The sequence below is a fragment of the Pseudomonas sp. Z18(2022) genome, assembly GCF_036346535.1.
Taxonomy (GTDB): Bacteria; Pseudomonadota; Gammaproteobacteria; order Pseudomonadales; family Pseudomonadaceae; genus Aquipseudomonas; species Aquipseudomonas yamanorum_A.
On record NZ_JAOTOA010000015.1, the window covers coordinates 1 to 20538 of the forward strand.

Consider the following 20538-nt stretch of genomic DNA (forward strand, 5'->3'; position numbering starts at 1 on the left):
GAAACCCCTGATTGCTAACGCAGTCAGGGGTTTTGTTTTGGGCGGTCGAAAAGTACGGGCGCGCAACGCATCAAGCGTGTCTCGCTTGCAGCCTGCAACTGCCTTCAATGCTAAAGTCCATCCCTCGATTTTGCTTTTCCCAAGGAAGCCGTTATGCCGGATGCGACGTCCCTCAGTGCTGGATTCATGGTGGTTCACGGCAACCGCCTGGATGAACTGCGCAGCCTGGTTGTCAGTTGGATGCGTCGTTACCCACTGGCTCCCCTGGAAAACGAAATCGCCTTGGTACAAAGCAACGGCATTGCCCAATGGCTCAAACTGGCGCTGGCCGAAGACCCTGAAGATGACGATATGGGCGGTTGCGGTATCGCCGCGGCCATCGACGTGCAACTCCCCGGCAGCTTCATGTGGCAGCTCTACCGAATGGTCCTGGGTAAAGATGAAATCCCGCCCAAGTCCCTGCTCGATAAAGCCCCGCTGACCTGGCGCCTCATGCGCCTGCTCCCGGAGCTGATCGATCAGCCCCACTTCGAACCCCTGCAACGCTTTCTGACCCACGATACTGATCTGCGCAAACGCTACCAACTGGCAGAGCGTCTCGCCGACCTGTTTGACCAATACCAGGTCTACCGTGCTGACTGGCTGGAAGACTGGGCCGCCGGCCGCCACCAATTGCGCAACGGCCGAGGCGAATCAAAACCCTTGAGCCCGGCCAACTGCTGGCAAGCCGAACTATGGCGTGCCCTGTTGCTGGACGTCGGGGAGGAGGGCATGGCCCAGAGTCGTGCCGGTGTTCACCAACGCTTTATCGAGCGCATCAACACCCTGGAACAAGCGCCCGCGGGCCTGCCTTCCCGAGTGATCGTGTTCGGCATTTCATCCCTGCCAGCCCAAGCCCTGGAAGCGCTGGCTGGCCTGGCTCGTTTCAGCCAGGTCCTGTTGTGCGTGCACAACCCATGTCGCCACCACTGGTCCGACATCGTCGCCGACAAAGACCTGCTCCGGAACGAATACAAACGCCAGGCCCGCAAAGCCGGAATGCCGGTCACCATCGACCCGCAAACCCTGCACCAGCATGCCCATCCGCTGCTCGCTGCCTGGGGCAAACAAGGTCGCGACTACATCAACCTGCTGGACAGCTACGACGACCCCAACAGCTACCGCTCGGCATTTCGCGACGGCCGCATCGATCTGTTCAGCGAGAGCGAGCCCACCACCTTGCTCAACCAGCTCCAGGACGACATCCTCGAACTGCGCCCGCTCAACGAAACCCGAGAACTCTGGCCAAGCGTCGATCTGGAGCACGACACCTCCATTCGCTTCCATATTGCCCACAGCGCCCAGCGCGAAGTGGAAGTTCTCCACGACCAATTGCTGCAGCGCTTCAGCGCCGACCCCACGCTGCGCCCACGGGATATCATCGTCATGGTTCCCGACGTCGACAGCTACGCGCCGCACATTCGCGCTGTATTCGGCCAGCTTGAAAGAAGCGACCTACGCTTCATCCCGTTCACGCTCACAGACCAAGGCCAGCGCGGCCGTGACCCATTGCTGATCGCCGTCGAGCACCTGCTCAAGCTCCCCGACAGCCGCTTCCCGGTCAGCGAAATCCTTGACCTGCTCGACGTCCCGGCCTTGCGCGAACGTTTCGCCATCAAGGAACGCGACCTGCCGACCCTGCACCGCTGGATCGAAGGCGCCGGCATCCGCTGGGGCCTCAACGCCGAACAACGCGCGGGCCTTGGCTTACCCCATGAGCTGGAGCAAAACAGCTGGCGTTTCGGCCTGCGCCGCATGCTCCTGGGCTACGCCGTCGGCACAGGTTCTGCCTGTGACGGCATCGAGCCTTACGATGAAATCGGCGGCCTCGACGCCGCATTGATCGGCCCGCTGGTTGCACTGCTCGATGCGCTGCACGACGCCCACCAGGCACTGTCACAACCTGCCGCGCCGCGAGAGTGGGGCGAGCGTCTGCAAAATTTGATGCAGCTGTTCTTCCTCCCGAGCAATGAGCACGACGACTACCTATTGGGCCAGCTCGAGCAACTGAGAGAAACCTGGCTGGAGACCTGCGAGTCCGTCGGACTGCACGACGAGTTACCTCTCACCGTAGTCCGAGAGGCTTGGTTGGCGGGCCTCGACCAAGGCCGCCTGTCCCAGCGCTTCCTTGCAGGTGCTGTCAATTTTTGTACCCTGATGCCCATGCGAGCGATCCCGTTCAAGCTGGTGTGCCTGCTCGGCATGAACGACGGTGATTACCCACGCGCACAACCACCGCTGGACTTTGACCTGATGGGCAGCGACTACCGCCCAGGCGATCGTTCGCGCCGCGAAGACGACCGTTACCTGTTGCTCGAAGCGCTGCTTTCGGCACGCGACCAGCTCTACATCAGTTGGGTCGGCCGCAGTATCCGCGACAACAGTGATCGTCCGGCGTCCGTCCTGATCGGCCAGCTGCGTGACCATATCGCCAGCGGCTGGCACACCACCAGCGGCGTACCACTCCTTGAAGCCATCACCCAGGAACATCCGCTCCAACCCTTCAGTGCCCGCTACTTCCATGAAGGTGACGAGCTGTTCAGCTATGCCCGTGAATGGCAGTTGCTCCACGCGACCCCGGAAAACCTGCCCGATACCGGCAACCTCGCCCCCTACATCCAGGAAGAGCCGCTGAGCCTTGGCCAACTGCAGGACTTCCTGCGCAACCCGGTCAAACACTTCTTCAGCCAGCGTCTGAAAGTGTTCTTTGAAGCCGCCGAAGTCCCGCTGGAAGATGAAGAACCCTTCGTCCTCGACGCACTCCAGCGCTACAGCCTGAGCGACAGTTTGCTCGCCGCCGCGCTGACCCAACCCGACAACCTCGACGAAGCCCTCAACGCCCAGGCCTTGCGCCTGCAAGGTAGCGGCTTGCTGCCAATGGTCGGTTTCGGCGAATGCCTGCGCAAAGAACTGATCGAGCCTTTGCCTGATCTGCTGCAACGTTACCAGCAGCTCCTGGCACTCTGGCCCACACCATACACCAGCGCCGAACCGATCAGTTTTGAGTATCAAGGCATCCAGCTGGAAGGCTGGATCAGCGGCCTGCACCAGCGCAGCGACGGTGGCTTCCTGAGCGTCACCGCCATCCCCAACAGCATCGGTTCGATCAAAACCCGAAAGTGGCACCGCCTGATTCGTCCGTGGGTGAACCACTTGGTGGCCTGTGCTTGCGGACTGCCACTCAGTACCGGCCTGGTCGCCAGCGACGACACGCTGCTATTGGCCCCGCTGGAGCAAGCCACAGCCCAGGAACTCCTCGGCAACCTGCTGCTTGCCTGGAAAACTGGTATGAGCGAACCACTGCCGATTGCCGTTAAAACAGCGTTCGCCTGGCTCGGTCAAACCGACCCGGCCAAAGCCCAAGCCGCCGCCTGCAAGGCCTACGAAGGCGACGGCCAAAACACCGACGGCGAGCGCCGTGAAAGCCCAGCGCTCACCCGCCAGTTCCCGGACTACGCTGCGCTAATGGCCAGCGAAGAGTTCGAAGGCTGGTGCGAAACCCTGTATCGACCGTTGATCAATGCCCCCTGGCGATCACTCACCAGCGCGGAGGCCAGCGCATGAGCGGCACAAAACCCCTGGCCCTGGCTTTCCCGCTTAAAGGCAGCCAACTGATCGAAGCCAGTGCCGGTACGGGCAAGACCTTCACTATCTCGGCGCTCTATCTGCGCCTGGTACTCGGCCATGGCGGTGATGAGTCGGGCTTCGGCCGCGAGTTGCTGCCGCCGCAAATCCTTGTGGTGACCTTTACCGACGCCGCCACCAAAGAGCTGCGCGAACGCATCCGTATCCGCCTGGCAGAAGCCGCGCGTTTTTTTCGCGAAGAAATCGAACAGCCCGATGCACTGATCGCTGAACTGCGCGATCAATACACCCCCGAACAATGGCCCGGCTGCGCCAATCGCCTGGACATCGCCGCCCAATGGATGGACGAAGCCGCCGTCTCGACCATCCACAGTTGGTGCCAGCGCATGCTGCGCGAACACGCATTCGACAGCGGCAGCCTGTTCACCCAGACCCTGGAAACCGACCACAGTGACCTGCTCGGCGAAGTGCTGCGCGACTACTGGCGGTTGTTCTGCTACCCGATGCACGACGATGCGCTGAACTGGGTGCGCAACAATTGGGGCGGCCCGGCTGCGTTGATGCCACGGGTACGCGCCTTGTTCGGCAGCGAACGGCCCACCGATGAAACCCGTGAACCCGCCGAACTGATCAACGCGTGTTTGCAAGAGCGCCGCCAAGCCCTCGTTTCACTCAAGGCGCCCTGGCAGCAATGGGCAGAAGAACTGCGCAATATTTGCCTGCAAGCCGTCGCGGCCAAAGCGGTCGATGGCCGCAAGATGCAAGCCCGTTACTTCGAACCCTGGTTCGAAAAAATCAGCGCCTGGGCGGCTGACGAATCACTCGAACAACTGGATATCGGTACCGGCTTCACCCGGTTGACGCCCGATGGCATGGCCGAAGCCTGGAAAGGCGAACCGCCGCAGCATCCAGGTATCGAAGCCATGGCCGGCCTCAAGGCCAGCCTCGACGCCCTGCCAACGCCCGACGCCGCCGTACTGCAACACGCCGCCGGCTGGGTTGGAAAACGCTTCGAAGAAGAGAAACGCCGTCGCGCTGAAATGGGCTTTGACGACATGCTGATCCGCCTCAACGCCGCTCTGCAGGCCGATGGCGGCGAGCGCCTGGCCAGTGTGATCCGCGAGCAATTCCCGGTCGCCTTGATCGATGAATTCCAGGACACCGACCCGGTTCAATACAGCATCTTCGACAGCATCTACCGCATCGAAGAAAACCACCTCGACAGCGGCCTGTTCCTGATCGGCGACCCGAAGCAGGCGATCTATGCGTTCCGTGGCGCCGACATCTACACCTACCTGCGTGCGCGCCAATCCACCACCGGCCGCCATCACACCCTGGGCACCAACTTCCGTTCGAGCCACGCCATGGTCGAGGCGGTAAACCACGTGTTCCAGCGCGCAGAAAAAGGTCGCGGCGCGTTCCTGTTTCGCGAACCCGACGGTACGAATCCGGTGCCGTTCCAGTCGGTATTGTCCCAAGGCCGCAAGGAACAACTGCAGGTCAACGGTCAGACGTTGCCGGCGCTCAACCTCTGGCATCTGCCCACCGACCAGCCGATCTCCAGCGTGCTCTACCGCCAACAACTGGCCGCGTCCTGTGCCAGTCAAATCGTCGCCTTGCTCAACGGTGGTCAGCAGGGTACTGCGGGATTCCTGAGCAAAGACGGTAGCTTCAAGGGCGTACTGCCGTCGGACATCGCCATCCTCGTGCGCGACGGCAAGGAAGCCCAGGCCGTGCGTGGCGAGCTGGCCGCCCGTGGTGTGCGCAGCGTGTACCTCTCCGACAAGGACTCGGTGTTCGCCGCCCAGGAAGCCCACGACCTGCTGGCCTGGCTCAAGGCCTGCGCCGAGCCGGATGTCGAGCGCCCGCTGCGCGCCGCCCTGGCCTGCATCACCTTGAACCTGTCACTGCCCGAACTGGAACGTCTGAACCAGGACGAATTGGCGTGGGAAAAGCGCGTGATGCAGTTCCGCGATTACCGCACGATCTGGCGCACCCAAGGCGTGCTGCCGATGCTGCGGCGCCTGCTGCACGACTTCAAATTGCCGCAAACCCTGATCACCCGCAGCGATGGCGAACGGGTACTGACCAACCTGCTGCACCTCTCGGAATTGCTGCAACAGGCAGCCGCAGAGCTGGACGGCGAACAGGCACTGATTCGCCACCTGGCCGAACATCTTGCACTCTCCGGGCAGGCCGGCGAAGAGCAGATCCTGCGGCTGGAAAGCGATGAGCAGTTGGTCAAAGTGGTGACGATCCACAAGTCCAAAGGGCTCGAATACGACCTGGTCTTCCTGCCATTCATCTGCTCGGCAAAACCGGTGGATGGCAGCCGCTTGCCGTTGCATTACCACGACGAAAACGGCAAGTCCCAGGTCAGCCTCAGGCCCACCGCCGAATTGATCGCCCAAGCTGACGACGAGCGCCTGGCCGAAGACTTGCGGCTGTTCTACGTAGCACTGACCCGTGCCAAACACGCCTGCTGGCTGGGCATCGCCGACCTGAAACGCGGCAATAACAACAGCTCGGTGTTGCACCTGTCGGCCCTGGGCTACTTGCTCGGCGGCGGCGCTTCACTTGGCGAATCCGCCGGCCTTGCCCGCTGGCTGCTCGACTTACAGGATGGTTGCCCGGCGCTGCATTACGCAGAAATGCCCGAAGCCGACGCGGTCGTGTTTCATCCGCCGCGCAACGAAGCCACCTTGCTCGCGCCGCTGCTGCCCAAGCGCAAGGCGGCAGAAAACTGGTGGATCGCCTCCTACAGCGCCCTGCGTATCGGCGAAAGCATGAGTGCAGCGAGCCTGGAAGCGCCGGAAAGCCCACAGGCGCAGAAGCTGTTCGATGACGAACGCCTCGACCCGGATGCACCGCGTGAAGTACCGGCTTCCGGTGGTGATATTCACCGTTTCCCACGCGGGCCGAACCCCGGCACCTTCCTCCATGGCCTGTTGGAATGGGCGGGCGGCGAAGGCTTCAACGTGACTGCCGAAGCCATCGAAGATGCAGTCGCCCGGCGCTGCAACCGACGTGGCTGGGAAGGCTGGATTGACACGCTGTCCGGTTGGCTTGGGCACTTGTTGCAGGCCCTGCTGCCCTTGGGCAACGGGCAGGTGGCCCTTAGCGAATTGCAGCAGTACCAGATCGAAATGGAGTTCTGGTTCGCCAGCCACAAAGTCGACGTCCTCGCGCTCGACAAACTGGTGTGCCAGCACACTCACAACGGCGTATCCCGTGTGGCCGCCGAGCCGGTGTTGCTCAACGGCATGTTCAAGGGCTTTATCGACCTGACCTTCGAACATGAAGGCCGCTACTACGTGGCCGATTACAAATCCAACTGGCTCGGCCCTGATGATTCGGCCTACACACAACAGGCCATGGAACTGTCGATCCTCGATCATCGTTACGACCTGCAATATGTCCTTTACCTGCTGGCCCTGCATCGCCAGCTCAAGGCTCGACTGCCGGATTACGCCTACGACCGCCACATCGGCGGCGCCTTGTACCTGTTCCTGCGCGGCACCCATTCCGCGAGCCAGGGCGCGTATTTCACCCGTCCGCCTCGTGAATTGATCGAAAGCCTGGACCTGCTGTTCCAGGGCAAACCGCTACCACCCAAGGCCGAACCCGCGTGGGAACAAGGAGTGTTGCTATGAGCCTGTCGCCGTTACCGCTTGAGGACCTGACGCCCCTCAGCCGCGCCGCCGACCTGGTGCAGTTGCTCGATCTCTGGGTGCAGCGCGGATGGTTGCGTGCGCTGGATAAAGCCTTCGTCGGCTTCCTCCACGAACTCGATCCCCAGGCCGACCCCTTGGTGCTGTTGGCCTCTGCCTTGACCAGCCACCAACTGGGCCACGGCCATGTTTGCCTGGACCTGTTCGAAACCCTCAAGGCCCCGGATTTTGCCCTGTCGCTGCCGCCTGAAGGCGATGTGCAAACCGGCGCCATGCTGCTGCCTTCGCAATTGCTTGAAGGCCTGGACGGCGCTCATTGGTGCCACGCCCTGGCCGCCAGCCGCCTGGTGGCACTGGCCGTCGACGGCAGCGAAGACGCGCAAAGCCGGCCACTGGTGCTGTCGGACAAACGCCTGTACTTGCGCCGCTACTGGACCTACGAGCGGCGCATTGACACCGCTCTGCGCCTGCGACTCGCCACCCGCGAGAGCGTTGCCGATGATCTGCCCGAACGCCTGAATCGCCTGTTCGACCAGGCCCCGCCGGATGGGGTTGTCGACTGGCAGAAACTCGCTTGTGCCCTGGCCACCCGCGGTGCATTCAGCATCGTCACCGGCGGCCCTGGCACTGGCAAGACCACCACCGTGGTGCGCTTGCTCGCGTTGTTGCAGGCACCCGCCGTGGAAGCGGGCAGCGCATTGCGCATCCGCCTGGCAGCACCCACCGGCAAGGCGGCCGCGCGCTTGACCGAGTCCATCAGCCAGCAAGTGCTGTCGCTGAAAGTGCCTGATGCAGTGAAGGAAAAAATCCCGACCCAGGTCACCACTGTCCACCGTTTGCTGGGCAGTCGCCCCGGCACCCGGCACTTCCGGCATCACCTCGGCAATCCGTTGCCCCTGGATGTGCTGGTGGTGGACGAAGCCTCGATGATCGACCTGGAAATGATGGCCAACCTGCTGGACGCCTTGCCGCCTCACGCCCGTCTGGTGCTGCTGGGTGACAAGGACCAGTTGGCCTCGGTTGAGGCGGGCGCGGTGCTGGGGGATTTGTGCCGCGACGCCGAAGCCGGTTTCTACAGCCCGCAAACCCGCCAGTGGCTGCAACAGGTCAGCGGCGAAGACCTCGGCGCCAGCGGCCTGCAGGAAGACCTCGACGGCAGCCATCCCTTGGCGCAACAAGTGGTGATGCTGCGTTACTCGCGACGGTTTGGCGAAGGCAGCGGCATTGGCCAACTGGCCCGCTGGGTCAACCAGCAAAACGCCGAACAGGCTCGCAAACTGCTGGCGGCCCGCAGCCATGCCGACCTGTTTTGCGTCAGCCTCAAGGGTGAGCACGACCATGCCCTGGAGCGCCTGGTGCTGGATGGTCACGGCGACGGTGCCCATGGCTATCGCTATTACCTGAAGTTGTTACAGACCGCGCGCCCGGCCCTCGACACTCCTCGGGATGACGAAGCCTGGACCCTCTGGGCGCAAAGGCTGCTGAAAGCCTTCGATGCCTTCCAGCTGCTTTGCGCCGTGCGCAAGGGGCCGTGGGGTGTCGAGGGCTTGAACCTGCGCATCACCGCCGCGCTGCTCAAGGCCCGGCTGATCGACAGCGACCAGCAATGGTACGAAGGCCGCCCGGTGTTGATGACCCGCAACGATTACGGCCTGGGCCTGATGAACGGCGATATCGGCATTGCCCTGAAGCTGCCCGAAAGCGACGGCGGGCCGCAGGTGCTGCGCGTCGCGTTTCTACGCAACGATGGCCAGGGCGGTGTGCGTTTTGTGCTGCCCAGCCGGCTCAACGATGTGGAAACCGTGTACGCGATGACGGTGCACAAATCCCAGGGTTCGGAATTCACCCATACCGCGCTGATCCTGCCGGACGCCTTGAACCCGGTGCTCACCAAAGAGTTGATCTACACCGGCATCACCCGCGCCAAGGACTGGTTCAGTCTGATCGAACCCCGGGGCGGTGTGTTTGAAGAAGCGGTGCGGCGCAAGGTGAAGCGCTTGAGCGGGCTTATGCTGGAACTGGGTACTTGATCATTAAAGAAGCTGACCGATGGGTTATCTAAATTTTCTGATCCATATGTGTGATTTTTCTTAATAAAATGTCGGAATCCTCCTAGGTGTCGCCTCGGGGGTTTTCCGCCGTTGTGCTATCGTTGCGGCATCATCCAAAGAAGATCAAAGAGAATCGCTGCATGAACGTGGCTGTCTCGCCCACAGAGCGAAGTTTGAGCTGGAGACGCATGCTGCTGTTGGCGCTTCTGTGGATATTCACGCCTCTCGCTTTTGCCCAGCCACCTGCCGGCATGGCCGATCAACGGGCCAAGGCCGTCACCCAGGTGGTCCTGGGCATTCTCAGTTACGCCCGCTGGCCAGTAGAGCCCGCGCAATTGCGCCTGTGCATCGTCGGGCCGACTCAATACACCGATGACCTGGTCAAAGGCACCACCCAGGCTACCGGCCGGCCGGTGGTGGTGCAGCGTTTACTGGCCAACCATCCGGACATCGCCAATGCCTGCGACGCGGTGTACATCGGCCAATTGACCAGCGATGAGCGTAGCCGTCTGTTTGCGGCCTTGATCGGCCATCCGGTGCTCAGCATCAGCGAAGGCGGTGATCAATGCACCGTGGGCAGCCTGTTCTGCCTGCGTGTGGCCGATGAGCAGGTGTCGTTCGAGGTCAACCTCGACTCCGTTGCCCGCAGCGGTGTGCGTATTCATCCAAGTGTGCTGCAACTGTCCCGCCGTCGAGCGCCAGGGTCATGAGTGTGGATAAAACCCCGGTACGGCCAACCCTGCGCTCAGTCATCGGTCGCGGGCACCTGAGCCTGGCGCTGATGGCGGTGACCATGGCGAGTGTCTCGCTGACGCTGCTCGGGGTGCTTGCGTTGCGGGTGTATGCCGACCACAACCTGCATTTGATCGCCCGCTCCATCAACTACACCGTAGAAGCGGCCGTGGTGTTCAACGACAGTGCAGCGGCCACTGAAGCATTGGCGGTGATTGCCTCGGAGGAAGAGGTGGCCGAGGCCGAGGTCTTCAATGTCGACGGCAAGCAACTGGCACATTGGGAGCGCCCGGAAACCGGGATGCTCTCAATGATTGAGCTGCAGTTGGCGCATGCACTGCTCGAACAGCCGATCACCCAGCCGATCCTGCATCAGGGTCAAGTTATCGGCAGTGTCCACCTGACGGGGCATGGCGGCAGCCTGTTGCGCTTCCTGCTCAGCGGGCTGGCCGGGATTCTGATATGCACCGCCCTCAGTGCCTGGGTCGCCTTGTTCCTGGCGCGGCGGCTGTTGCGTGGCATCACCGGGCCGCTGCACAGCCTCGCCTCGGTGGCCCACGCCGCCCGCAGCGAGCGGGCGTTTGACCGGCGCGTGCCACCGGCGCAAATCGCCGAGCTCGACAGCCTGGGCAATGACTTCAACGCCTTGCTCGACGAGATGGAAGCCTGGCAAACCCACCTGCAAAGCGAAAACGAAACCCTTGCCCACCAGGCCAGCCACGACAGCCTGACCGGGTTGCCCAACCGGGCGTTCTTTGAAGGGCGATTGATTCGTGCCCTGCGCAGCGCCGCCAAACTCAACGAGAAAGTCGCGGTGTTGTTCCTCGACAGCGACCGCTTCAAAGACATCAACGACAACTTCGGGCACGCCGCCGGCGATGCGGTATTGGTGGCTGTGGCGGCGCGCGTGCGTGCGCAACTGCGCGAAGACGATCTGGTGGCACGCCTGGGTGGCGACGAGTTTGCGGTCCTGCTGTCGCCCCTGCACAAGCTGGAGGATGCCCAGCGCATCGCCGACAAGATCATCGCCAGCATGGATACACCGATTCCTCTGCCCGGCAACACCCAGGTATTGACCTCACTCAGTATCGGCATCGCCGTCTACCCTGACCATGGCGCCACCCCGGGCACCCTGCTCAACGCCGCCGACGCGGCGATGTACCAGGCCAAACGGCTTTCCCAGGGGGGCCAGCAAACGGCGGAATCGGAGGATCCCGCTGTCAACGTTCAACACAGGAGTTGATCCCTTGTTCTCGACCGCACGTTTTTTGTTTATCACCTTGCTCGTGGCCCTGCTCGCGCTGACGGGCTGCCAGACCCCGCCACCCAAAGGCCTGACACCGGCGCAGATTGCCGTGCTCAAACAACAGGGTTTTGAACTGACTGATGAGGGTTGGGCCTTTGGCCTCTCGGGCAAGGTGCTGTTTGGCAGCGACGTCGAAGTGCTGAATGCACCGAGCACCGAGATCGTCCAGCGCATCGGCAAGGCGCTGCTGGGCGTGGGCATTGAGCGGGTGCGGGTCGATGGCCACACCGACGCCTCGGGCAAGGAGACCTACAACCAGCAACTGTCCCTGCGCCGGGCCAAAAGCGTTGCGCACGTGTTGGCGGGCGTGGGGATGAAAGAAGAAAACGTGCAACTGCGCGGGCTGGGCAGCAGCGAACCGGTGGCCTCCAACGAGACCGCGGCGGGGCGTACCGAGAACCGACGGGTGTCGATTGTGGTGATTGCTGACTAGTCTGGCTTCCGGGTAATTCGAGTTGGAATGCAATCAATGTGGGAGCCGGGCTTGCCCGCGATGGCGGTGTATCAGTTGATGTATTGGATGACTGACACACCGCCATCGCGGGCAAGCCCGGCTCCCACATTTTATTTGTGGCGGGCTTTATATGACGTCCGCTTAACCACTTGGCAACATGGCCTTGGTCAGGTCATCAACCACGGCCTTCCCCATCTCACACAGATAATGCGCAGCCCACGCATACTGCTCGCCACGCACATCCATGGCGGCTTCCATTGCGAGCTTCAGCCTGCAAACCGCATCTCCCGCGTCTCCCCCATCAACAACGGCTGATTCTGCTCCGTCACCTCACGGATGTAATCCCACAACAGGGTGATCCGTTTCAACTTCCTCAGATCCTCGCGGCAGTACATCCAGAACTGCCGCGTGATGTTGATCTCTTTGCCCAGCACTGGCAGCAATCGCGGGTCCTGCGCCGCCAAGAAGCACGGCAAGATCGCCAGCGATCGCCCCTGCTGCGCCGCCACGTACTGCGCGATCACGCTGGTGCTGCGCAAGCTCGCGCTGGCGCCGGGCACCACGTTGGCCAGGTACAGCAGCTCCGAACTGAACGCCAGGTCATCTACGTAACTGATAAACGGATGTTCGGCCAGATCCGCCGCCCGGCGGATGGGCGGATGCTGGTCGAGGTATTCCTGGGTCGCGTACAGCTGCAGTTTGTAGTCGCACAGCTTGCAGCACACGTACGGCCCGTGTTCCGGGCGCTCCAGGGCGATGACAATATCCGCCTCGCGCTTGGACAGGCTGATGAAGTGGGGCAGGGGCAGGATGTCCACGGAGATCGCTGGGTAGGTGTCGACGAAGTGGCTCAGTTGCGGGGTGATGAAGAAGCTGCCGAACCCCTCGGTGCAGCCCATGCGCACGTGGCCCGACAGCGCCACGCCGGAGCCGGATACCTGTTCGCAGGCCATGTGCAACGTGCTTTCGATGGACTCGGCGTAACCCAGCAAGCGCTGGCCTTCTGTGGTCAAAACGAAGCCGTTGGTCCGGGATTTTTCAAACAGCAGGGTGCCCAGGGAGCCTTCAAGGGAACTGATGCGTCGCGACACAGTGGTGTAGTCCACCGCCAGGCGCTTGGCGGCGACGCTGGCCTTGCGGGTGCGGGCAACTTCAAGGAAAAACTTCAGGTCATCCCAGTTCAGGGAGCCTAGTGACGTGATGTTTTTTTGCATATTGGACCGGCTTTTATGTGCGTTCTTATTAGAAGTTTGCACATCTATACTCCAAAAACAGTCCGAACGCCTCATTCCTCAAGGCGATTCAATGCCTTGGTTCTCTGCATACCTACAAGAATTGGAGACCACATGAACGCATCTGCCGATATTTCCGTAAAACAGGTCAAGCTGCTGATCAACGGCGAGTGGGTCGAATCCAAGACCACCGAATGGCAAGACATCGTCAACCCGGCCACCCAGCAAGTGCTGGCCCGCGTACCGTTTTCCACCCCCGAAGAAGTCAACGCAGCCATCGACGCCGCCCATCGCGCCTTCCAGACCTGGAAGCTGACGCCGATCGGTGCGCGCATGCGCATCATGCTCAAGCTGCAAGCCTTGATCCGCGAACACTCCAAGCGCATCGCCGTGGTGCTCAGTGCCGAGCAGGGCAAGACCATTGCCGACGCTGAAGGCGACATTTTCCGTGGCCTGGAAGTGGTGGAGCATGCGTGCTCCATCGGCACGTTGCAGATGGGCGAATTCGCGGAAAACGTCGCCGGTGGCGTCGATACCTACACCCTGCGCCAGCCGATCGGCGTGTGCGCCGGCATCACCCCGTTCAACTTCCCGGCGATGATTCCGCTGTGGATGTTCCCGATGGCCATCGCCTGCGGTAACACCTTCGTACTCAAGCCGTCGGAACAGGACCCGCTGTCGACCGTGCTGCTGGTTGAGCTGGCGCTGGAAGCCGGCGTGCCAGCCGGTGTGCTGAACGTGGTTCATGGCGGCAAGGACGTGGTGGATGCGCTCTGCACCCATAAAGACATCAAGGCCGTGTCCTTCGTCGGTTCGACCGCTGTCGGTACCCACGTCTACGACCTCGCCGGCAAACACGGCAAGCGCGTGCAATCGATGATGGGCGCCAAAAACCACGCCGTGGTGCTGCCGGATGCCAATCGCGAGCAAACCCTGAACGCCCTGGTAGGTGCCGGTTTCGGCGCCGCCGGTCAGCGTTGCATGGCAACTTCCGTGGTGGTGCTGGTGGGCGCGGCCAAGCAATGGCTGCCGGACCTCAAGGCCCTGGCGCAAAAGCTCAACGTGAACGCCGGCAGCGAAGCGGGCACCGATGTGGGCCCGGTGATCTCCAAGCGCGCCAAGGCACGCATCCTCGACCTGATCGAAAGCGGTGTAAAAGAAGGCGCCAAGCTGGAGCTGGATGGCCGTGGCATCAAGGTGCCGGGTTTTGAGGACGGCAATTTCGTCGGCCCGACCCTGTTCTCTGGCGTGACCACTGACATGCAGATCTACACCCAGGAAATCTTCGGCCCGGTGCTGGTGGTGCTGGAAGTCGACACCCTCGACCAGGCCATTGCCCTGGTGAACGCCAACCCGTTCGGCAACGGCACCGGCCTGTTTACCCAGAGCGGCGCGGCAGCGCGTAAATTCCAGAGCGAAATCGACGTTGGCCAGGTTGGCATCAACATCCCGATCCCTGTGCCGGTACCGTTCTTCAGCTTCACCGGTTCCCGTGGTTCGAAACTCGGCGACCTGGGCCCGTACGGCAAGCAAGTGGTGCAGTTCTACACCCAGACCAAAACCGTCACCAGCCGCTGGTTCGACGACGACAGCGTCAACGATGGCGTCAACACCACCATCAACCTGCGCTGATCGAGGAGACGACCATGAAGATTGCATTTATTGGCCTGGGCAACATGGGCGCGCCGATGGCGCGCAACCTGATCAAGGCTGGCCACGCGCTGAACCTGTTTGACCTGAACCAGACCGTGCTCAAGGAACTGGCCGAACTGGGCGGCACCATCAGCGCCTCGCCGCGCGCGGCAGCAGAAGGCGCCGAGTTGGTGGTAACCATGCTTCCGGCTGCGGCCCATGTGCGCAGCGTGTGGCTGGGTGAAGACGGCGTGCTGGCCGGCATTGGCAAAGGCGTGCCGGCGGTGGATTGCAGCACCATCGACCCGCAAACCGCTCGCGACGTGGCGGCTGCGGCGGCGAAACACGGCGTGGTGATGGCCGATGCCCCGGTGTCCGGCGGCACCGGCGGCGCCCAGGCCGGGACGTTGACCTTCATGGTCGGCGCCACCCCGGAACTGTTCGCCACCCTGCAACCGGTATTGGCGCAGATGGGCCGCAATATCGTGCACTGCGGCGAAGTCGGCACCGGGCAAATCGCCAAGATCTGCAACAACCTGCTGCTGGGCATCACCATGGTCGGCGTCAGCGAAGCCATGGCCCTGGGCGATGCGCTGGGCATCGACACCCAAGTGCTGGCGGGAATCATCAACAGCTCCACCGGGCGCTGCTGGAGCTCGGACACCTACAACCCGTGGCCCGGGATTATCGAAACGGCGCCGTCGTCCCGGGGTTATACCGGTGGGTTTGGTGCGGAACTGATGCTCAAGGATCTGGGGCTGGCCACTGAAGCAGCACGCCAGGCGCACCAACCAGTGATCCTCGGCGCGGTGGCGCAGCAGTTGTATCAATCCATGAGCCAGCGTGGAGAAGGGGGCAAGGACTTCTCGGCGATCATCAACAGTTATCGCAAGCCCAAATAGGGCGTTTGTGGTGAGGGGGCAAGCCCTCTCACCACAATGGCTTCAGGCAAACACAAAATACTTACGCACCGTCTCGACCACTTCCCACGTCCCCTTCATCCCCGGTTCCACCACGAAGATATCCCCAGCCCGTAAATGGATGGGCTCCAGGCCGTCCGGGGTGATCACGCAGTAGCCTTCCTGGAAATGGCAGTACTCCCACTTCACATACTCCACCCGCCATTTGCCCGGGGTGCAGATCCAGGTGCCCATGATCTTGCTGCCGTCTTCGCTGGTGTAGGCGTTGAGGTTGACGGTGTGCGGGTCGCCTTCGAGTTTTTCCCATTTGCAGGCGTCCAGCACCGGCAGTGGGTGGGTGTCGCGCAGTACGGTGATCGGCTTGGACATGATGATTCCGAGGCAGAGGAAGGGAAGCCCGAACCCTAGCGCCTTGGGCGGCGTGCCAGTGGTCTGAACTCGACATCGGGATGCCCAGAAGCGCAGGCATTTGCACATCCGTGAGTCACCGCTAACCCCTGTGGGAGCCGGGCTTGCCCGCGATGGCGGAGTGTCAGGCGATGGAAGGGCAAGCTGTGCCGGCCTCATCGCGGGCAAGCCCGGCTCCCACAGGGAATATTTGTTGTTTGAAGGATTGAGTCAGTACGAAATATCTGTGCGCCAATCAGCCATTTCCTCGCAGTAAGTGCGAAAGATTTCCCGATTTGCGCTGGAATTCGCAAGAATATTTACAGCCGGCCCTCGTATCATTCACCCCAGTAACGACCGAGAGCCTTGAAATGAATCCAATAAAAACGTGGTGGGACATCAGCCCGCCCTTGAGCACCGCGACCCCGACCTGGCCGGGTGATACGCCGTTTCAGGAAGAGCGCGTCTGGCAGTTCGGCCCTGAGTGCCCGGTGAATGTCGGGCGCATCACCCTGTCGCCCCACACCGGCGCCCATGTGGACGCGCCGCTGCACTACAGCGCCGACGGTGCGCCGATTGGCGAAGTGTCCCTGGATGTGTACATGGGCCCGTGCCGGGTGCTGCATTGCCTGGGCAGTGGCGCGCTGGTGCAGCCGCACCAATTGGAAGGCCACCTGGAGGACCTGCCGGAGCGTGTGCTGTTACGCACTTATCAACAGGCTCCGCTGGAGACCTGGGATTCGAATTTCACTGCGGTCGCCCCGGAAACGATTGAGCTGCTGGCCAGCCTCGGTGTGCGCCTGATCGGCATCGACACGCCGTCGCTGGACCCGCAGCAGTCCAAGACCATGGATTCCCACAACGCCGTGGCCCGGCATGGCATGGCGATTCTCGAAGGCATCGTCCTTGATGACGTGCCGGAGGGTGATTACGAGTTGATCGCGCTGCCGTTGCGTTTTGCCAACCTCGATGCCAGCCCGGTACGAGCCATCCTCCGCCCGCTCAAGGAGCCCACGCGATGAGCCAGTGTCCTTTCTCCCCTGACTACCAGCCGCCGGAAGAATGGCATAACGCCGAGCTGAATTTTTCCGAGTCCATGAGCTACGGCGACTACCTGGACCTGGGCAAAGTGCTCAGCGCCCAGCACCCGCTGTCGCCGGACCACAACGAGATGCTGTTCATCATCCAGCACCAGACCTCGGAGTTGTGGATGAAGCTGATGCTCCACGAGCTCAAGGCCGCCCGCGAACACGTGCGCCTGGGTGAGCTGCCGCCAGCGTTCAAGATGCTGGCGCGGGTATCGCGGATCTTTGACCAACTGGTGCACGCCTGGGCGGTGCTGGCGACCATGACGCCGTCGGAGTACAAGTCGATCCGCCCGTACCTGGGGCAATCGTCGGGCTTCCAGTCGTTCCAGTACCGGGAAATCGAATTCATCCTCGGCAACAAGAGCGCGGCGCTGTTGCGGCCTCACGCCCATCGCCCGGAGTTGTTGAACGAGCTGAAAGTGGCGATTGCCACGCCGTCGCTGTATGACGAGGCGGTCAACCTGATGGCCAAGGCCGGACTGGCGATCGACCCGCAGCGCGCTGAACGCGACCCCACGGCGCCGACGGTTCACGATGATTCCGTGGAGGCGGCGTGGCGCGAGGTCTATCGCGATCCGAGCCGCTATTGGGACCTGTACCAACTGGCCGAAAAGTTTATCGACCTGGAAGATTCCTTCCGCCAATGGCGCTTTCGCCATGTCACCACGGTGGAGCGGATCATCGGCTTCCAGCCGGGCACCGGCGGCACCGAAGGCGTGGGTTACCTGCGCAAGATGCTCGACACCGTGCTGTTCCCCGAGCTGTGGCGAGTGCGTTCCACGCTGTAATAAAAAAGCCCCGGAGAACCGGGGCTTTTCATTTGCAATACGATCCAAATGTGGGAGCTGGCTTGCCTGCGATAGCGGTGTATCAGTCACCACCGCTATCGCAGGCAAGCCAGCTCCCACAGGTTTAGCGCACAGCCACAGCCTTCGCGTTATTCAACCGCAACCGGTACGCCACATAGATAATCCCGACCCAAACCGGGATCGCATACACCGACGCCCGCACACCCGGAATCGCCAGCATCACGCAGATGATCATCAGCATGAACGCCAGGCACAGGTAGTTGCTGAACGGGAACCAGAAGGTCTTGAACGACGGCACCACGCCTTGTTCGCCCATGGCCTTGCGGAACTTGATGTGAGTCAGGCTGATCAGCGCCCAGTTGATCATCAGCGAGGCAACCACCAGCGCAAACAACAACTCCAGTGCGTCATGCGGCGCGACGTAGTTGATCACCACGCACAGCAGCGTCACCAGGGCCGAAATACCCAGGGCACGCAGCGGCACACCTTGCTTGTTCAACTTCATCAGCGCTTTCGGCGCATCGCCCTGCTCGGCCAGGCCGAACAGCATGCGGCTGTTGCAGTACACGCCGCTGTTGTACACCGACAGCGCCGCGGTCAATACCACGAAGTTGAGGATGTGGGCGGCGGTGTCGTTACCGATCAAGGAAAAGATCTGCACAAACGGGCTGCCGCTGTAGGCATCGCCCGACGCGCCGAGGGTTTGCAGCAGTTGGTCCCACGGGTACAGCGACAGCAGCACGGTGAGGGCGCCGACGTAGAAAATCAGGATCCGGTACACCACCTGGTTGATCGCCTTCGGGATCACCTTGCGCGGCTCGCTGGCTTCGGCGGCGGTAATACCCACCAGCTCCAGGCCGCCGAACGAGAACATGATGAACGCCATGGACATCAGCAGCCCCATGCCGCCATTGGGGAAGAACCCGCCGTGGCTCCACAGGTTGCTCACCGAGGCTTGCGGGCCGCCGGTGCCGCTGAACAGCAGGTAGCAACCGAGCACGATCATGCCGACAATCGCCACCACCTTGATGATCGCGAACCAGAACTCGGTCTCACCGAAGAACTTCACGTTGAGGGTGTTGATCAGGTTGACCAGCACGAAGAACACCACCGCGCTGACCCAGGTCGGAATCTCCGGCCACCAGAACTGGATGTACTTGCCCACCGCCGTCAGCTCGGCCATGCCTACCAACACGTAGAGCACCCAGTAGTTCCAGCCGGCGAGGAAGCCTGCGTAACCGCCCCAGTATTTGTGGGCGAAGTGGCTGAAGGACCCGGCCACCGGTTCCTCGACGATCATCTCGCCGAGCTGGCGCATGATCAGGAACGCGATGAAACCGGCTACCGCATAGCCCAGGATCATCGAGGGGCCCGCCGACTTGAGCACGCCCGCCGAGCCGAGGAACAGCCCGGTCCCGATCGCCCCTCCCAAGGCAATCAGCTGAATATGCCGGTTCTTCAGGCCACGCTTGAGGCCCACCGGGTTAACCATGTCATCCGCCATTAACATTCCCTTCTACTTGTTTTTTTCAGGGTTGATCGCACACCGAACCAGCCCCTCATACCGCTGAGGGGTCAGATATTACTCTCGGTAAACTTTTCGTAATACAGCTGAACGTCATCAAGTGCCTGCTCCAGCAGCCATTGTTTGATGGATTCGACCATCGGCGGCGGCCCGCACACATACATATCTGCCGATTGATCCCGCAATTCGGCCAGGTCGAAATGCTCGGTGAGGTAGCCGCGTTTGCCGGGCCAGTCGGGTGGCGGGTCGCTGAGGACTTCGGTGTAGCGAAAGCCCGGGATTTTTTCGGCGTAGGCAGCGATGCGGGCGGCCTCGCACAAATCTGCCGCACCGCGCACGCCGTAGTACAGGTGCACCGGCTGCTGGCAAGCGTTGGCGGCCAGTTCATCGAGCATGCCCAGCAGCGCCGACAAGCCGGTGCCGCCGGCCACCAGTACCAACGGTTGGGTGACATGCCGCAGGTAGAAGGCGCCCAGTGGCGCTTCCAGCAGCAGCTCATCGCCGACCTGGCAGCGTTCGCGGATGTAATTGCTCATCACGCCATCGGGCAGCAGGCGAATCAGGAACTGCAACTGATTGCCCGGGCGGTTGGCGAAGGAGTAGGAGCGCCAACTGTCGGTGCCGGGAATCGACAGTCGGGCGTATTGGCCCGGCAGGAAATCCAGTGGGGTTTCAAGCTCCAGGTGCAGGATCGCCGTGCTGGCCGAGACCTGCTGCACCGCGCTCACCGTGCTGCGAATCTGTACCGGCCCCGGTGCGTTGCACAGGCTGGAATCAAAGTCGAAATAAAACGCTGCGTCGGATTGGACCCGGGTCTGGCAACTGAGCATTTTGCGTTGTTGCAGGTCGAGGCTGGAGAGGGCTTCCTCGTCCACATAGTCCTGAGTGAAATTGCCCGACTCGCACCGGCCCTGGCAGGTGCCGCACACGCCTTCGCGGCAGTCGAGCGGGATCTTGATGCCATTGCGCAAGGCAGCATCCAGCAGGATTTCATTGGCGCCCACCGGGAAAAACAGGGTCTTGCCGTCGGCAAAACTGAAGGCCACTTTGTGATTCATATGATCGCTCTCTAAAGCACCGCGTAGCAGCTGTCGAGCCTTGGCGAGG

14 protein-coding genes and 1 pseudogene are annotated in these 20538 nt (G+C 61.9%); 10 read left to right on the plus strand and 5 right to left on the minus strand.

The annotated features are described in order from the left end of the window. Positions 1-153: 153 nt before the first annotated feature. The 6 genes from recC to V3W39_RS24215 all read left to right on the plus strand — a co-directional run bounded on the left by recC (position 154) and on the right by V3W39_RS24215 (position 11817). On the plus strand, positions 154-3603 hold the full coding sequence (recC, locus tag V3W39_RS24190) for an exodeoxyribonuclease V subunit gamma (RefSeq protein ID WP_330213464.1): 3450 nt from the start codon (positions 154-156) through the stop codon (positions 3601-3603). Next, the gene (recB, locus tag V3W39_RS24195) at positions 3600-7277 is read left to right on the plus strand and encodes an exodeoxyribonuclease V subunit beta (RefSeq protein WP_330213465.1); all 3678 of its coding nucleotides are present in this window, start codon (positions 3600-3602) and stop codon (positions 7275-7277) included. The genes recC and recB overlap by 4 nt, the downstream gene beginning before the upstream one ends. Next, positions 7274-9325, plus strand: coding sequence for an exodeoxyribonuclease V subunit alpha (recD, locus tag V3W39_RS24200; protein WP_330213466.1), 2052 nt, complete (start codon positions 7274-7276; stop codon positions 9323-9325). Before recB ends, recD begins: the two co-directional genes overlap by 4 nt. A gap of 161 nt (positions 9326-9486) precedes the next feature. Beyond that, entirely contained in the window at positions 9487-10056 is a 570-nt protein-coding gene (locus V3W39_RS24205; RefSeq protein WP_177042115.1) for a YfiR family protein, read from the plus strand. Continuing rightward, entirely contained in the window at positions 10053-11321 is a 1269-nt protein-coding gene (locus V3W39_RS24210; protein ID WP_330213467.1) for a diguanylate cyclase domain-containing protein, read from the plus strand. Before V3W39_RS24205 ends, V3W39_RS24210 begins: the two co-directional genes overlap by 4 nt. Positions 11322-11325: 4 nt before the next feature. After that, on the plus strand, positions 11326-11817 hold the full coding sequence (locus V3W39_RS24215; protein WP_177042119.1) for an OmpA family protein: 492 nt from the start codon (positions 11326-11328) through the stop codon (positions 11815-11817). A gap of 162 nt (positions 11818-11979) precedes the next feature. Here V3W39_RS24215 and V3W39_RS24220 read toward each other — a convergent pair. Both V3W39_RS24220 and V3W39_RS24225 read right to left on the minus strand, forming a co-directional pair. Then, a pseudogene (locus V3W39_RS24220) lies at positions 11980-12105 on the minus strand (DUF3077 domain-containing protein); the annotation flags it as partial. Then, complete coding sequence (locus tag V3W39_RS24225; protein ID WP_177042121.1) at positions 12105-13052, minus strand: LysR family transcriptional regulator; 948 nt, start codon at positions 13050-13052, stop codon at positions 12105-12107. The pseudogene V3W39_RS24220 and the gene V3W39_RS24225, both read right to left, overlap by 1 nt. Positions 13053-13184: 132 nt before the next feature. On the opposite strand from V3W39_RS24225, the gene V3W39_RS24230 reads away from it, so the two are divergent. Beyond that, positions 13185-14702 (plus strand): CoA-acylating methylmalonate-semialdehyde dehydrogenase, encoded by a 1518-nt coding sequence (locus V3W39_RS24230; protein WP_330213468.1) that lies wholly within the window; start codon positions 13185-13187, stop codon positions 14700-14702. A gap of 14 nt (positions 14703-14716) precedes the next feature. Next, positions 14717-15604 carry a 3-hydroxyisobutyrate dehydrogenase gene (gene mmsB, locus V3W39_RS24235; protein WP_177078902.1) on the plus strand — a complete coding sequence of 296 codons (888 nt, stop codon included), beginning with the start codon at positions 14717-14719 and terminating at the stop codon, positions 15602-15604. A gap of 42 nt (positions 15605-15646) precedes the next feature. Here the strand turns inward: mmsB and V3W39_RS24240 are convergent, their stop codons facing one another. After that, positions 15647-15991 carry a cupin domain-containing protein gene (locus V3W39_RS24240; protein ID WP_003212331.1) on the minus strand — a complete coding sequence of 115 codons (345 nt, stop codon included), beginning with the start codon at positions 15989-15991 and terminating at the stop codon, positions 15647-15649. Positions 15992-16380: 389 nt separating this feature from the next. On the opposite strand from V3W39_RS24240, the gene kynB reads away from it, so the two are divergent. Both kynB and kynA read left to right on the plus strand, forming a co-directional pair. Continuing rightward, positions 16381-17031 (plus strand): arylformamidase, encoded by a 651-nt coding sequence (gene kynB, locus V3W39_RS24245; protein WP_259196377.1) that lies wholly within the window; start codon positions 16381-16383, stop codon positions 17029-17031. After that, entirely contained in the window at positions 17028-17885 is an 858-nt protein-coding gene (gene kynA / locus V3W39_RS24250) for a tryptophan 2,3-dioxygenase (protein WP_010174181.1), read from the plus strand. The genes kynB and kynA overlap by 4 nt, the downstream gene beginning before the upstream one ends. A gap of 124 nt (positions 17886-18009) precedes the next feature. On the opposite strand, the gene V3W39_RS24255 is transcribed toward kynA, so the two are convergent. Both V3W39_RS24255 and antC read right to left on the minus strand, forming a co-directional pair. After that, positions 18010-19410, minus strand: coding sequence for an amino acid permease (locus V3W39_RS24255; RefSeq protein ID WP_177025780.1), 1401 nt, complete (start codon positions 19408-19410; stop codon positions 18010-18012). A 71-nt stretch (positions 19411-19481) separates the two neighbouring features. Beyond that, the gene (gene antC, locus V3W39_RS24260; protein ID WP_330213469.1) at positions 19482-20489 is read right to left on the minus strand and encodes an anthranilate 1,2-dioxygenase electron transfer component AntC; all 1008 of its coding nucleotides are present in this window, start codon (positions 20487-20489) and stop codon (positions 19482-19484) included. Between the last annotated feature and the right edge of the window lie 49 nt (positions 20490-20538).